16 protein-coding genes are annotated in these 13,186 nt (G+C 72.9%); all 16 read right to left on the bottom strand.

Features of this window, described 5'->3' with window-relative positions; genetic code table 11:
• On the bottom strand, positions 1-578 hold a 578-nt coding region (locus tag FQY64_RS13695; RefSeq protein ID WP_186761024.1), incomplete at its 3' end, for an Hpt domain-containing protein.
• Between the two features lies 1 nt (position 579).
• Positions 580-1,179: a protein phosphatase CheZ gene (locus tag FQY64_RS13700; protein WP_146475150.1), complete on the bottom strand. Its 600-nt coding sequence runs from the start codon at positions 1,177-1,179 to the stop codon at positions 580-582.
• Positions 1,176-1,568, bottom strand: coding sequence for a chemotaxis response regulator CheY (gene cheY, locus FQY64_RS13705; RefSeq protein WP_146475152.1), 393 nt, complete (start codon positions 1,566-1,568; stop codon positions 1,176-1,178). The genes FQY64_RS13700 and cheY overlap by 4 nt, the downstream gene beginning before the upstream one ends.
• A gap of 18 nt (positions 1,569-1,586) precedes the next feature.
• Positions 1,587-2,321 (bottom strand): RNA polymerase sigma factor FliA, encoded by a 735-nt coding sequence (locus tag FQY64_RS13710; protein ID WP_146475178.1) that lies wholly within the window; start codon positions 2,319-2,321, stop codon positions 1,587-1,589.
• A gap of 2 nt (positions 2,322-2,323) precedes the next feature.
• Positions 2,324-3,199: a P-loop NTPase gene (locus FQY64_RS13715; RefSeq protein WP_146475154.1), complete on the bottom strand. Its 876-nt coding sequence runs from the start codon at positions 3,197-3,199 to the stop codon at positions 2,324-2,326.
• On the bottom strand, positions 3,186-4,859 hold the full coding sequence (locus FQY64_RS13720; protein WP_146475156.1) for an AAA family ATPase: 1,674 nt from the start codon (positions 4,857-4,859) through the stop codon (positions 3,186-3,188). Before FQY64_RS13720 ends, FQY64_RS13715 begins: the two co-directional genes overlap by 14 nt.
• Before the next feature lie 85 nt (positions 4,860-4,944).
• Positions 4,945-6,921, bottom strand: coding sequence for a flagellar biosynthesis protein FlhA (gene flhA / locus FQY64_RS13725; protein WP_229814930.1), 1,977 nt, complete (start codon positions 6,919-6,921; stop codon positions 4,945-4,947).
• Positions 6,922-7,007: 86 nt separating this feature from the next.
• Positions 7,008-8,129 carry a flagellar biosynthesis protein FlhB gene (gene flhB / locus FQY64_RS13730; protein ID WP_146475160.1) on the bottom strand — a complete coding sequence of 374 codons (1,122 nt, stop codon included), beginning with the start codon at positions 8,127-8,129 and terminating at the stop codon, positions 7,008-7,010.
• 3 nt (positions 8,130-8,132) lie between these two features.
• The gene (gene fliR, locus FQY64_RS13735; RefSeq protein WP_146475162.1) at positions 8,133-8,918 is read right to left on the bottom strand and encodes a flagellar biosynthetic protein FliR; all 786 of its coding nucleotides are present in this window, start codon (positions 8,916-8,918) and stop codon (positions 8,133-8,135) included.
• A gap of 4 nt (positions 8,919-8,922) precedes the next feature.
• Entirely contained in the window at positions 8,923-9,192 is a 270-nt protein-coding gene (locus FQY64_RS13740) for a flagellar biosynthetic protein FliQ (RefSeq protein WP_146475164.1), read from the bottom strand.
• Positions 9,189-9,968: a flagellar type III secretion system pore protein FliP gene (gene fliP, locus FQY64_RS13745; RefSeq protein WP_146475166.1), complete on the bottom strand. Its 780-nt coding sequence runs from the start codon at positions 9,966-9,968 to the stop codon at positions 9,189-9,191. The genes FQY64_RS13740 and fliP overlap by 4 nt, the downstream gene beginning before the upstream one ends.
• Positions 9,965-10,444, bottom strand: coding sequence for a flagellar biosynthetic protein FliO (gene fliO, locus FQY64_RS15205; protein ID WP_146475168.1), 480 nt, complete (start codon positions 10,442-10,444; stop codon positions 9,965-9,967). The genes fliP and fliO overlap by 4 nt, the downstream gene beginning before the upstream one ends.
• Positions 10,441-10,740, bottom strand: coding sequence for a flagellar motor switch protein FliN (gene fliN, locus FQY64_RS13755; protein WP_229814929.1), 300 nt, complete (start codon positions 10,738-10,740; stop codon positions 10,441-10,443). Before fliN ends, fliO begins: the two co-directional genes overlap by 4 nt.
• Before the next feature lie 29 nt (positions 10,741-10,769).
• Positions 10,770-11,771 (bottom strand): flagellar motor switch protein FliM, encoded by a 1,002-nt coding sequence (gene fliM / locus FQY64_RS13760; protein WP_146475172.1) that lies wholly within the window; start codon positions 11,769-11,771, stop codon positions 10,770-10,772.
• Between the two features lie 7 nt (positions 11,772-11,778).
• A complete protein-coding gene (locus tag FQY64_RS13765) occupies positions 11,779-12,255 on the bottom strand; it encodes a flagellar basal body-associated FliL family protein (protein ID WP_229814927.1) in 477 nt (158 codons plus the stop codon).
• A gap of 245 nt (positions 12,256-12,500) precedes the next feature.
• On the bottom strand, positions 12,501-13,186 hold a 686-nt coding region (locus tag FQY64_RS13770), incomplete at its 5' end, for a flagellar hook-length control protein FliK (protein ID WP_222431793.1).

Raw genomic sequence — 13,186 nt, forward strand, 5'->3', positions numbered from 1 at the left:
GGCGGCGATGCCTCCGGGCGCGCCGCGCGCGGCGGCTGCGGGGCCGGGGCGGGCGGCGGGGGCGGTTGCGCGCCGGGCAGGCCGCCGTGGAGCTGGTCGAGCAGGGCTTCGAATTCGTCGTCGCTCACCGGGCCGTCGCCCTGCGCGAAGGCGGCGAGCGCGGCCACGGGCGCGGCCGGCGCGGCGGGCGTGGCCTCATCGCCGGCCCACAGGCGCATGCGTTCGCACAGGTGCGCGGGCGCGGGCGAGAGCGTCTGTCCGGCGGCGAGTTCGGCGAGCATGCGCTGCACGTGATCCAGCAACGCCTGCGCGCCGTCGAACAGGTCGGCGTCGGCCTGGCGTTTGCCGCCGCGCACGCAGCCGAACGCTTCCTCGACCACATGGCAGGCCTCCACCAGCGGCGCGAGGTCGAGGAAGCCGGCGCCGCCCTTGATGGTGTGGAAGCCGCGGAACACGGCGTTGAGCAGTTCGGCGTCGTCCGGCAACTGCTCCAGCGCGACGAGCTGCTCGCCCAGGCGATCAGCGATCTCGCGCGCTTCGATCACGAAGTCGGCGGCGACGCTGTCGTCGTAGGCCATCTCAGAGCCCCAGTTCGCTGATCAGCGCATGGGCGTCGTCGGGCGTGTGGGCGTCCACGCCGGCGACCGCCGGCCCGTGGCCGCGCATCGACGACGCCGGCGCGGGCGCCATGCCGACCGCGCCGAGCGCGTCGTGCACGCCGCGCACCAGGCCGACCACGCGGCGGATGATCTGCCCGCCGAGGTCCTGGTGCGACTGCGCCAGCGCCATCTCCGACAGGTTGGAGCGCAGTCGCGCGGCGATGTCGCCGAGTTCCGGCGGCAGCGCGGCGCGCTGCAGCAGATCCACCAGCGCGCGGCTGTCCTCGACCAGGTCGAGCGTGCGGTGGGTGGCCTGCTCGGTCATCGCCACCACGTGGTCGAGGCGCGAGCACGCATCGGGCAGTTCGGCGACGCCGGCGCCGGCGGTGGGCACCGCGCCGAGCACTTCGCCCAGCTCGCGCGCAAGACGCGCCAGCGCCTGGCGCATCGCCTCGTCCTCGCGGCGGGCGAGCAGTTCGATCTGGCGCCGGAACCCGAGGTCGTCGTCGTGCTCGAGCGCGTCCAGCGCCGCCTTCAGGCAGCGCATCAGCTCGCGGCGGTCCTCAAGGCGCGGACTCATGCGGCGGCCACCATGCGCTCGAAGATGCGGTTGAGCTTCTCCTGCAGCGTCTGCGCGGTGAACGGCTTGACGATGTAGCCGTTCACGCCGGCCTGCGCGGCCTCGATGATCTGCTCGCGCTTGGCCTCGGCGGTCACCATCAGCACCGGCAGCTTGGCCAGCTTCGGGTCCGAGCGGATCGCGCGCAGCAGGTCGGTGCCGGTCATGCCCGGCATGTTCCAGTCGGTGATCACGAACTCGAACTGGCCGGCGCGCAGCGCCGCCAGCGCGGTGGTGCCGTCGTCGGCCTCCGCGGTGTTGTGGAAGCCCAGGTCGTTCAGCAGATTCTTGATGATCCGCCGCATCGTCGAGAAATCGTCGACGATCAGGATGCGGATGTTCTTGTCCACGCGCGCGCCTCCTCCGGCTCAATCGTTGTCGTCGTCGTCGCGGGCATCGCGCAGCCGGGCGCGCAGACGCACCATCGCCTGGCCGTGGATCTGGCAGACCCGCGATTCGGTGACTCCTATAACGGCACCGATCTCCCGAAGGTTGAGTTCCTGTTCGTAGTACAGCGACAGCACCAGCTTTTCGCGTTCAGGCAGGCCGGCGATGGCCTCCGACAGCGCGGCGTGGAACTGTTCGCGGGCCAGGCGCCGCTCGGGGGTGGGGCCGGCGTCGGGCACGCGCGCCTCGCCCTCGTCCTCGATCTGGGCGTCCAGGCTCAGCACTTGACCGCGCGCGGCACCCTCCATCAGCCGGTGGTACTCGTCGAGCGGAATCTCCAGCGCGGCGGCGACCTCCTGCGCGCTGGCGGCGCGGCCGGTCTTCTGCTCGATCCGGCGCGTGGCCTCGGCGGCGTCGCGCACGCGGCGGTGGACCGAGCGCGGCACCCAGTCGCCGCGGCGGATCTCGTCGATCATGGCGCCGCGGATGCGGATCGAGGCGTAGGTCTCGAACGCCGCGCCCTGGCTGGCGTCGTAATGGCGCGCGGCCTCGATCAGGCCGATCATGCCGGCCTGCACCAGATCCTCGACGTCGACGCTGGCCGGCAGGCGCGCCGCCAGATGGTGGGCGATGCGGCGCACCAGCTCGGCGTGGCGGGCGACCACGTCGGCATCGGCGGCGCGCTGCGCGTTGCGGTATTCGCGTTGGGCGTACATGGTCATGCGGCCGCTCCCGCGCCCTGCACCAGGCGCTCGACGAAGAACTCGACGCCGCCGCGCGCGCCGCTGGGGGCCTGCCACTGGTCGGCGCGGCGGGCGAGGTCGCGCAGGGCGAGCGCGGAGGCGCTGGAAGGGAAGGCTTCGACCACGGCCTGCTGGCGCTGGATCGAGCGCCGCAGCCATTCGTCGTAGGGGATCGCGCCGAGGTAGTTGAGCACCACGTCGAGGAAGCGCTCGGCCACGCGTGCGAGCTTGTCGAACAGCTCGCGGCCCTCGGCCGGGCTGCGGACCATGTTGGCCAGCACCTGCACGCGGCCGACGTTGCGCTCGCGCGAGAGCAGCTTGATCAGCGCGTAGGCGTCGGTGATCGAGGCCGGTTCGTTGCACACCACCAGCACCACGTCCTGCGCGGCCTGGCTGAAGGTCAGCACCTGGTCGGACACGCCGGCGGCGGTGTCGATCACCATCGCGTCCAGCGGCAGGTCCAGATCGGAGAAGGCGCGGATCAGGCCGACGTGCTCGGCCGGCGCCAGTTCGGCCATCTGCCGCTTGCCGGAGGCGGCCGGCACCACCAGCAGGCCGCGCGGGCCTTCCAGGATGGTGTCGGCCAGCGCGCAGCGGCCCTCGACCACGTCGGCGAGCGTGAAACGCGGCGACAGGCCGAGCAGCACGTCGACATTGGCCAGGCCGAGGTCGGTGTCCAGCAGCAGCGTGCGGCGGCCCGCCTCGGACAGCGCGACGGCGAGGTTCACCGCCACCGTGGTCTTGCCGACGCCGCCCTTGCCGCCGGTGACCGCGATCACGCGCGGCGGGCGGGCGCGGGGCGGGGCGACGCGCAGGCCGGCGGCCTGGTCGGCCGGGTCATGCGACTGCATGCTTCTGATCTCCGTCGTCGTGGTCGTCCTGGGCGGCGCGGTGCAGTTCGCCCAGCCGCAGGACGAGGCGGTGGGCGTGGGCGCGGTGGAGGTCCTCCGGCACGCGCTGGCCGTCGGTCACGTACGCCAGCGGCAGGCGCTGGCGGATCAGGACCGAGAGCGCGCCGCCGAGGCGACCGGTTTCGTCGAGCTTGCTGAGGATCGCGCCTTCCGGCGAGGCGCAGCGGAAGCGGCGGATCACCTCGTCGAGGTCATCGTTGCGCGCGTTGGCGGGCAGGACGAGGTAGCTGCGCACGCGGCGCGCGGCGCTGATCCAGTTGAACTGCGCGGCGAGCGCGCGGTCGCGCTGGCCCAGGCCGGCGGTGTCGACCAGCACCAGCGGGTAGTCGGCCAGGCGCTCGAGCGTGCCGGCCAGGCCGTCGCGGCTGGCGTCGATCACCGGCATGCCGAGGCGGCGGCCGAACTCGGCGAGCTGCTCGCGGGCGCCGATGCGGTAGCTGTCCAGCGTCACCAGGGCGACGTCGCGCGCGCTGTGGGCGGCGGCGTAGCGGGCGGCGAGCTTGGCCAGCGTGGTGGTCTTGCCGACGCCGGTCGGACCGACCAGCGCGATCACGCCGCCGTCCTCGATCGGCTCGCGCTCGGCCACCACCATCGACTTGGCCAGCAGCGCCAGCGCGCGGCCGCGGGCCACGCCGATTTCGATATTGGGCGGAATCGAGGCGGCCACCGCGCGCGCGAGTTCGGCCTCGCAGCCGTAGGCGTGCAGCTCCTGCAGGATCGCGCCGCGCACCGGCACGCCGCGCAGGCGCTCGTCGGTGAACTGGCCGATCTCGCGTTCGATCAGCGTGCGCATCTGCGCCAGTTCCTGGCGCAGCGCCTCCACCGTCGGGTCGGGCGAAGGGACGGCGGCGAGCGCGGGGCGCACGGCGGAATCGGAGGCCGGCGCGGGGGGCGGTTCGGTCGGCGGAAGGCCGGTCGGCATCGCCGCCGGCGCGGCGATCGCCTCGGCCGGCGCGGCGGCCGTCGCCGCGGCGGCGGACGCGACGTCGACGGGCTGCGGCACCGGTGCTGCCGGCGCCGCATGCGGCACTGACGCGGCCGGCGCCGGCGGGTCGATCAGGCGCTCCATCAGCGCGGACGGCAGCGGCTCGCGGGCGAGTTCGAGTTCGTGCAGCGCGGTGAACGGCGCGGGTTCGTCGGCGGGAACCGCGGAGCGCAGGTGCGCGGCGAAGCTGATCGGCCCGGCGGCGAGGGCGGCGCGGGCGGGGGTGGCGCGCGGCATCGGCTCGGGCCCCGGCGGCACGTCGAAACGCGCGCGGCCGGACGGCGCGGCCGGCTGCACCGGCCCGCCGATCGGCGTGACGTTGGACGGTTTCTCCTGCGCGGGCGCCGCCCACGCGGGCGCGGGCGAAGCGACCGCCGGCGACGGCCAGCCGGGCGCTTCGAAGTTCGGCGCCGGGCGTTCGTCGGCCGGCGGCGTCGGCATTTCGCCGCGCAGCGCACGGCGCACCAGCGCCTCGTCGTAATCGGTGGCGGCGACCACCTCGATCCCGTCGCCGCAGCGTTCGCTGGACAGGATCACGGCGTTCTCGCCCTGTTCCTCGCGGACCATGCGCAGCGCGGTGCGCATGTCGGGAGCCTGGAAGCGTCGGATACGCATGGCGGCCTCAGCGACGGTCCGTCGCGGCGAAGGTGGCGGTTGCGGTCATGTCGGTTCCCCCTGCGCCGTCGCCGGCGCGAATTCGTCAGCCCACCGAGCCGACCAGTCGGAGCCGCTTGTCTTCCGGCACCTCGTGGTAGGCCAGCACCGCCAGACCGGGCACGCTGTGGCGCACGAGCCGGGCGAGCAGCGGTCGCAGCGAGCCGGGCACCAGGAGCACCGCCGGTTCGCCTGCGGCTTCCTGACGGCGGACGCAGTCGCCCAGACCTTCGTGGAGCCGCTCGGCGAGCCCCGGTTCGAGCGCGCCGCTGTTGCCGGAATCCTGCAAGACGCGTTCCAGCGCGGGCGCCAGGGTGTAGACCGGCAGCTCCGGCGCCAGCCCGTTGAGTTCCTGCACGATGAAGCGGCCCAGCGCGGTGCGCACGGCGGCGGTGAGCTGGGTCGGGTCCTGGCTGATGGTCGCGTGCTCCAGCAGCGCCTCGGCGATGCGGCGGAACTGGCGGATCGGCACGCGCTCGTTGAGCAGGTTCTGCAGCACGCGGACGATGGTCGACAGCGGCAGCGTCTTCGGGCACAGGTCCTCGGCCAGCTTCGGCGCATTGCGGGCGAGCGCGTTGAGCAGCGCCTGCACCTCCTCGTGGCCGAGCAGCTCCGGGGCGTGCTCGCGCACCAGATGCGAGACGTGGGTGGCGATCACGGTGGCCGGATCGACCACCGTGTAGCCGAGGTTCTCCGCCTGCGCGCGCTGCGACGGCAGGATCCACACCGCATCCAGGCCGAACGCCGGATCCTTGGCGGCGATGCCCTCGATGCGGCCGAGGGTGCGCCCGGGATCGAGCGCGAGCTCGCGGTCCGGGTGGACGTCCGCGCTCGCCACCGGCACGCCGTGGACCAGCACGCGGTAGCTGCTGGGCGAAAGCTCCAGGTTGTCGCGGATGTGCACCGGCGGCACCAGGAAGCCCAGCTCCTGGGTCAGCTTGCGGCGGATGCCCTTGATGCGCGCCAGCAACTGCCCGCCGTGGCTGCGGTCCACCAGCGGCACCAGCCGGTAGCCGACCTCGATGCCGAGCGGGTCCACCGGCGCGAGATCGTCCCAGCTCACCTCCGCCGGCGCCTGCGCGTCGGCCAGCGGCGCCGGAAGATTGGCGTCCGCGACCGCGGTCTCGTTCTGCCGCTTGCGGATGCGCCATGCCGCGTACCCGAGCGCGCCGCCCAGCAGCAGGAACGGCAGGTTCGGCATGCCCGGCACCAGGCCGAGGAAACCGAGCACGCCGGCGCCGACCATCAGCGCCTTGCCCTGGCCGAACAGTTGCGTGGACAGCGTGCTGCCCATGTCCTGCGCGCGGGTCATGCGCGAGACCAGCATCGCCACCGCCACCGACACCAGCAGGCCCGGAAGCTGCGCCACCAGGCCGTCGCCGATCGACAGCAGGGCGTAGGTGCGCGCGGCGTCGGCGAAGCCCATGCCCTGCTGCAGGGTGCCGATCGCGAAGCCGCCGAACAGGTTGATGAACAGGATCAGGATGCCGGCGATGGCATCGCCGCGGATGAACTTGCTGGCGCCATCCATCGCGCCGTAGAAGTCGGCCTCGTCGCGCACTTCGTCGCGCCGCAGCTTGGCTTCCTCGCGGGTGATCAGCCCGGCGTTGAGGTCGGCGTCGATCGCCATCTGCTTGCCGGGCATGGCATCGAGGATGAAGCGCGCCGACACCTCGGAGATGCGCCCGGCGCCCTTGGTGACGACCACGAAGTTGATGATCGTCAGGATCGCGAACACCACCAGGCCGACGGCGAAGTTGCCGCCGATCACGAACTCGCCGAAGGATTCGATCACCTTGCCGGCCGCGCCCGGGCCTTCGTGGCCGTGCAGCAGCACCACGCGGGTGGAGGCGACGTTCAGCGCCAGCCGCAGCAGGGTGGTCAGCAGCAGCACGGTCGGGAACACGCTGAGGTCCAGCGGCCGCTGCACGTAGAACACCGCCAGCAGCACGATCAGCGAGACGGCGATGTTGAAGCTGAACAGCGCGTCGAGCAGCGGCGTCGGCAGCGGCACGACGACCATCGCCAGCAGCGCCAACAGGCCGAGCGGGGCGATGCCGCCCTGGCGCAGCGCGCCGCGCCAGCCGCCCGCGGTGGAAGGCGGCGCGCTCACGGCTCGCCGCCCTCGGGCACGTCGATCGCCGGCAGCTCCGGCGGACGGCCGCCATCGCGGCGCCATGCGCGCAACTGGTAGACGTAACCGAGTATCTGGGCGACGGCCGCGTACAGCGTCACGGGGATTTCCTCACCGATCCGCGCCTGCCGATACAAGGCGCGTGCCAGCGGCGGCGAGGACACGATCGGCACGCCGTGGCGCTCGCCGACCTCGCGGATGGTCTGCGCGATCAGGTCCACGCCCTTGGCCACCACGCGCGGCGCGCGCATGTTCGCCGCGTCGTAGGCCAGCGCGACGGCGTAGTGGGTCGGGTTGACCAGGATCACGTCGGCGCGCGGCACGTCCTCCATCATCCGGCGCTGCGCGACCTCGTGCTGCATGCGGCGGATGCGCGCCTTGACCTCGGGGCGGCCCTCGGTCTCCTTCATCTCTTCCTTGACTTCCTGCCGCGTCATCATCAGTTGCTTGCGGTGGCTCCAGCGCTGGTAGGGCACGTCCAGCGCGGCGAGCACCGCCAGCGCCGCCACCAGCGCGATCAGCACCTTCAGCACGATGCCCAGGCCGTCGGCCGCCGCGGTGGGCAGCGGGTGGTGCACCAGCGCCATCAGCTTCGGCAGCGCACCCGCCACCGCCATGCCGGCGAAGCCGCCGATCAGGCCCACGCGCAGCAGCGAGCGCACCAGCTCGGCCAGGCCCTCGCGGCTGTAGATGTTCTTCAGGTTGCGCAGCGGATCGAGCCGGCCGATGTCCGGCGCCAGCGCCTTGGGCGCGAAACCGAGGCTGCCCATGATCGCGGGGGCGATCAGGGTCGCAAGCAGGCACACGCCGATCAGCGGCGCGGCCACCAGCAGCAGTTCGAGCAGGCGCCCGGCGAACCACGCCGGCAGCTCGGGCGCGGCGGGCAGCGCCCGCCAGGCCAGCGTCTTGCGCATCCATTCGGTCGCCCCGCGCGCCAGCATGCCGCCGAGCGGCCACAGCGCCAGCGCCGCCGCGCCGACCACGGCCGCGTTCGCCAGCTCGCGCGAGCGCGGGCTCTGGCCGCGCTCGCGCGCCTGGCGCAGGCGTCGTTCGCTGGGTTGTTCGGTGCGTTCGGCGCCCTCGTCGTGTTCGGCCATGGCTTACCCCAGCAGACCACGGGCCGCGGCGAAGGCGGCATCGAACAGCGAACGCGCGGGCTCGACCAACCGGGTGATCAGCATCACCAGCAGCGCGATGCCCAGCAGCAGGGCGGCGGGAATGCCGATCGCGATCGGCTGCAGCGCGGGCGATGCGCGTCCGAGCACGCCGAAGCACAGGTTCACCACCAGCATCGACAGCACGATCGGCAGCGCGATCGCCACGCCCGCGGCGAGCGCGCTGGTGAGGAACGCCGGCACCGCCTGCGCCAGCGCGGTCCAGTCCGGCAGCGGCTGGCCGGGCGGTTGCAGGCGGTAGCTGTCGGCCAGCAACTGGATCAGCGCCAGATGGCCGTCGAAGGAGAGGAACAGCAGCGCGAGCGCGACGTAGAACCACTGGCCGACCACGGTCGGCGCACCGTTCGCCGGGTCGGCCATCTGCGCGAAGCTCAGCGCCATGCCCTGCGAGATCAGCTCGCCGGCGAACGCGCCGGCCTCGAACGCCAGCCGCAGCAGGAAGCCGATCGCCACGCCGATCGCCAGCTCGCGCATCACGTTGAGCACGGTGAGCGCATCGAACGCCGCCGGCGGCGGCTTGGGCAGCATCGGCGCCAGCATCGCCGACAGCGCGAACACCAGCGCCATCCTCACCCGCGGCGGCACCGCGCGCGAGCCGAACAGCGGCGCGGCCAGGAACGCGGCGCCCAGGCGCATGGACAGCCACAGTGCGGCGTGGATCCAGCCGAGCAGGCGGGTGCCGTCCAGCAGCACCGCGGTGGCGCTGTCCATGGCGCTAGCCCACCAGCTCCGGAATGCGCTGGATCAGCGCGGCGGTGAAGTCCACCAGCGCGCCCAGCATCCAGCTTCCGCCGATCGCGATCACCGCGAACAGCGTGACCGCCTTCGCCACGAAGGCGATGGTCGGCTCGTTGATCTGGGTCGCGGCCTGGGCGATGCCGACCACCACGCCGACCACCAGCACGGCCAGCAGCAGCGGCGCGCCCAGCGTCATGACCATCTGCAGGGCCAGGCGCAGTTCGGTGAGTACGGATTCGGGCGTCATGCGGCGTGGAAACTCGCGGCGAGCGAACCGACCACCAGCACCCAGCCGTCCACCAGCACGAACAGCAGGATCTTGAACGGCGCCGACACCAGCATCGGCGAGAGCATCATCATGCCCATCGACATCAGCACGCTGGCGACCACCAGGTCGATCACCAGGAACGGGATGAACAGCATGAAGCCGATCTCGAACGCGGTGCGCAGCTCGCTGGTGATGAACGCTGCGGCCAGCACGTGGAAGGGCACATCGGCGGGCGAGGCGTAGCCCTTCGGCTGGCCGGCCATGCCGGCGAAGGTCAGCAGATCGTTGTCGCGCACCTGCGCCAGCATGAAGTCGCGGAACGGCGCCGACGCCGCGCGCCAGGCGTCGCCGGCGGCGAGCTGGTCGTTGAGGTAGGGCGCCACGCCGTGGGTCCAGGAGGCGTCGAGCACCGGCGACATCACCAGCGCGGTGAGGAACAGCGCCAGCCCCAGCAGCACCTGGTTGGACGGCGTCTGCCCGGTGCCGAGCGCCTGCCGCAGCAGCGCCAGCACGACGATGATGCGGGTGAACGCGGTCGCGCCCAGCAGCAGCGCGGGCAGCAGGGTGAGCGAGGTCATCACCACCAGCACCTGCAGCGGGATGCTGACCTCGTTGCCGCCGATGCGGGCCACCGTCAGATCCGGCAGCGGCACGGTGCCCGCGCCGGTGGCCGCGGCGGCGGGCGCGACCCAGACCGGCAGGCACAACGCCGCCAGCGCGAACAGGGCCAAGGCGAGCAGCGCGCGGCGGCTCATCGCGCCCCTCCGGCCTGACCGAAGCGCGCGCCGATGCGCTGCAGCGGCGCCCAGCGCCGCGCGCGTTCGCCGAAGCGCCGCATCGCGGGGGTGGCGGCGATGCGCGCGGCCAGCGCCTGCGTCCACGGCGCGCCCGCCATCGTCTTCTGCTGACGCGCGAGCACGGCCGCGAACGATTCCTGCGGCGCCTCCGGCAGCGGCTGCGCCAGCGTGTCGAGCAGACTGATCTGCTGGGCGGTGACGCCGATCAGCAACTGGCGCTCGCCCGCTTCGACGACCAGCACCCGCTCCTTCGCGCCGACCGCGAGCGAGGCGACCACGCGCAGGCCCTGGTGGCCGCGCGCGCCCGCGCCCGGCAGGCGCCTGAGCATCCACGCCAGCCCGAACACCAGGGCGATCACGAGCGCGAGCGCGAACAGGGTGGACAGCACGCTGCCCGCGCCCGGTGCGGCGGCGGCGAGAACGACGGGGCTCATTTCAGGCGCTTGATCCGTTCGGAGGGGCTGACCACGTCGGTCAGGCGGATGCCGAAGCGGTCGTTGACCACGACCACCTCGCCGTGCGCGATCAGCGTGCCGTTGACGAACACGTCGAACGGCTCGCTCACCGCGCGTTCGAGTTCGACCACCGAGCCCTGGTTGAGCTGCAGCAGGTTGCGGATCGGCAGGCGCGCGCGGCCGACCTCCAGCGACAGCGTCACCGGCACGTCGAGGATGACGTCCAGGTTCACGTCCTGGGACGTGCCGGCGGCGCGCTCGGGTTCGAGCTGCATGGGCTGGTGCAGGGTGGCTTCGACGGTGCTCATGGGGTGGTTACTCCGGGCTCGGTGCGGCGCGGCGCCGCGAGGCAGTCGGTGATGCGCACGGCGCGCTGGCCGTTGGAGACGCCGTATTCGCCGAGGAACATCGGCATGTTCTCGATCTTCAGCGGCGCGCGCTGCGGCAGGTCGAACGGGATGATGTCGCCGGGGCGCATGTGCACCAGCGCGCGCAGGCTGGTGCGCACCTCGCCGAGCACGCAGGTCAGTTCGACCTCGGCGTCCATCAGCTCGCGCACCAGCGCGTGCGCCCAGCCCTCGTCGCGTTCGACGCGGTCGCTCTGGATGCCGGCGTCCAGCAGGTCGCGGATCGGCTCCAACATCGACCACGGCTGGGTGATGTGCAGTTCGCCGCCGCCGCCTTCCAGCTCGATGTAGAACTTGGACACCACCACGTACTCGCGCGGCGTGACGATGTTGGCGAAGTGCGGGTTGACCTCGGAGTTGAGGTACTCGAAGTCCATCGGCAGCACGGGCGCCCACGCCTCGGTGAGGTCGGCGAACACCTGCTTCAGCACGAGCTGGATCACCCGCATCTCGGTGGCGGTGAACTCGCGGCCCTCGATCTTGGCCGGGTAGCGGCCGTCGCCGCCGAAGAAGTTGTCCACCACGGTGAACACCAGCTTCGGCTCCAGCACCACCAGCCCGGTGCCGCGCAGCGGCTTCATCCGCACCAGGTTGAGGTTGGTGGGCACGAACAGCGAATGGACGTATTCGCTGAACTTCAGCAGATGCACGCCGCGCACCGAGATTTCGGCCGAGCGGCGCAGCATGTTGAACAGGCCGATGCGGATCAGGCGCGCGAAGCGCTCGTTGATCATCTCCAGCGTCGGCAGCCGGCCGCGCACGATGCGGTCCTGGCTGGCGAAGTCGAACGGCCGCGCCTCGCCGGGCGCGACCGGCGGCTCGATCTCGACCGCGCCGCTGTCCACGCCGTGCAGCAGCGCGTCGATTTCGTCCTGCGAGAGGAGATCGTGGGCGCTCACGCCGGCCTCACTGGGTCACGAAGCTGGTGAAGTAGAGGGCCTCGACGCCGGGCTTGCCGGTCTCGGCCTTGAGGATGGCCTGCACCTCGGCCAGCGCCTCGCGCTGCAGGCGTTCCTTGTCGGCGCGCGTGCGCAGGTTGGTGCTGTACTGCTGGCTGAAGAGCAGCAGCAGGCGGTTGCGGATGCGCGGGGTGTGCAGATCGATGACCGGCTGCACTTCGGGGTCGCGCGTCATCAGTTGCACTTCCACCTGCAGGTAGCGCGGCGCGTCGGGATCGGCCAGGTTCACCACGAACGTCGGTTCGAGCGCGTGGTAGATGGCCGGCTTGGGCGCGGCGCGCTTCGGCGCTTCGGCCTGCGCGCGCCCGAACCACCACCAGGCGCCGCCGCCGCCCGCGCCGGCGAGAGCGACGGCGAGGGCGAGGAACAGCGGCCAGCGGCGCTTGGGCTTGTCGGCGTTGGGGGTCTTGTTGGCTTCGCTCACGGCGGACTCCATGTCGATGCCGTGACGATGCAACCGGCGTGCCTGCGCCCGTCCGGCGCCGATGTGCCGGACGGGGCGGCTCGCGCCGGAACGCCGGCGCGGGTGGGGCGACGGGTTCCCGTCGTTCGCGCGGGCGCGCGTGGCGGAGCTGGCCCCTCTGGCCCGGGCGCGCGAACTCCAGCAAACCCCGTCGCTCCGGCGGAAGCCGGGGCCCATGCCATCGGCGGCCCGATCCGGCGCAGGGCTCAGGCGTATTCGTCGAGCAGGCCGATGCGGCGCGCAAGCGCAGCGGCCGCGGGGCGGTCGGGTTCGGCCCCTTCGGCGCCGAATGCCGACAGCGCGCGCGGCGCGGGCGCGGCGTGCGGCGCGGAGCGGCCGTGGCCGCCGACTTCGGCATGCACGAGCTGCAGGCCCTGGCCGTCGAGCAGCTCGCGCAGCCGCGGCAGGCCGGCCTCGAGCGCCTGCCGGACCTCGGCGTTCGCGCTGCTGAATTCGGCGCGCAGCTCGCGGCCGTCGAGCTGGATGTCGATCTCGATCGCGCCCAGCTCGGGCGGCGATACGCGGATCTCGGCCCGGCTGACCTGCTGGTGGGCCTGCCAGGTCAGACGCGCGGCGAGCGCGTCGGCGAGTTCGTCGCCCTCCAGCGAGGGCGCGGGCTCGGCGGGAACGGCGGGGGCGACCTCGTGCGCGCCGCCGACGGCCTCGTGCGTCGAAGGCGCCGCGGCCGGCGCGATCGCGTTCGGGTTCGCATTGCCGTTCGCGGAGGCGGCGGGTGCCGGCGCGGTGCGGACGGGCGCCGCGCCGTCGGCGAGCGGGAGCATGTCGGCCGGCAGCGGAGCGGCTTCCGCCGCACCGGCGGAAGGCGTGGCGTCGGCGGTTGCGGCCGGCGCCGGGATTGCGGCGGGCGCCGGCGGCGGGCCGCCGCGGTGCG

The sequence above is a fragment of the Vulcaniibacterium thermophilum genome (genome assembly GCF_007923255.1).
Taxonomy (GTDB): Bacteria; Pseudomonadota; Gammaproteobacteria; order Xanthomonadales; family Xanthomonadaceae; genus Lysobacter_F; species Lysobacter_F thermophilum.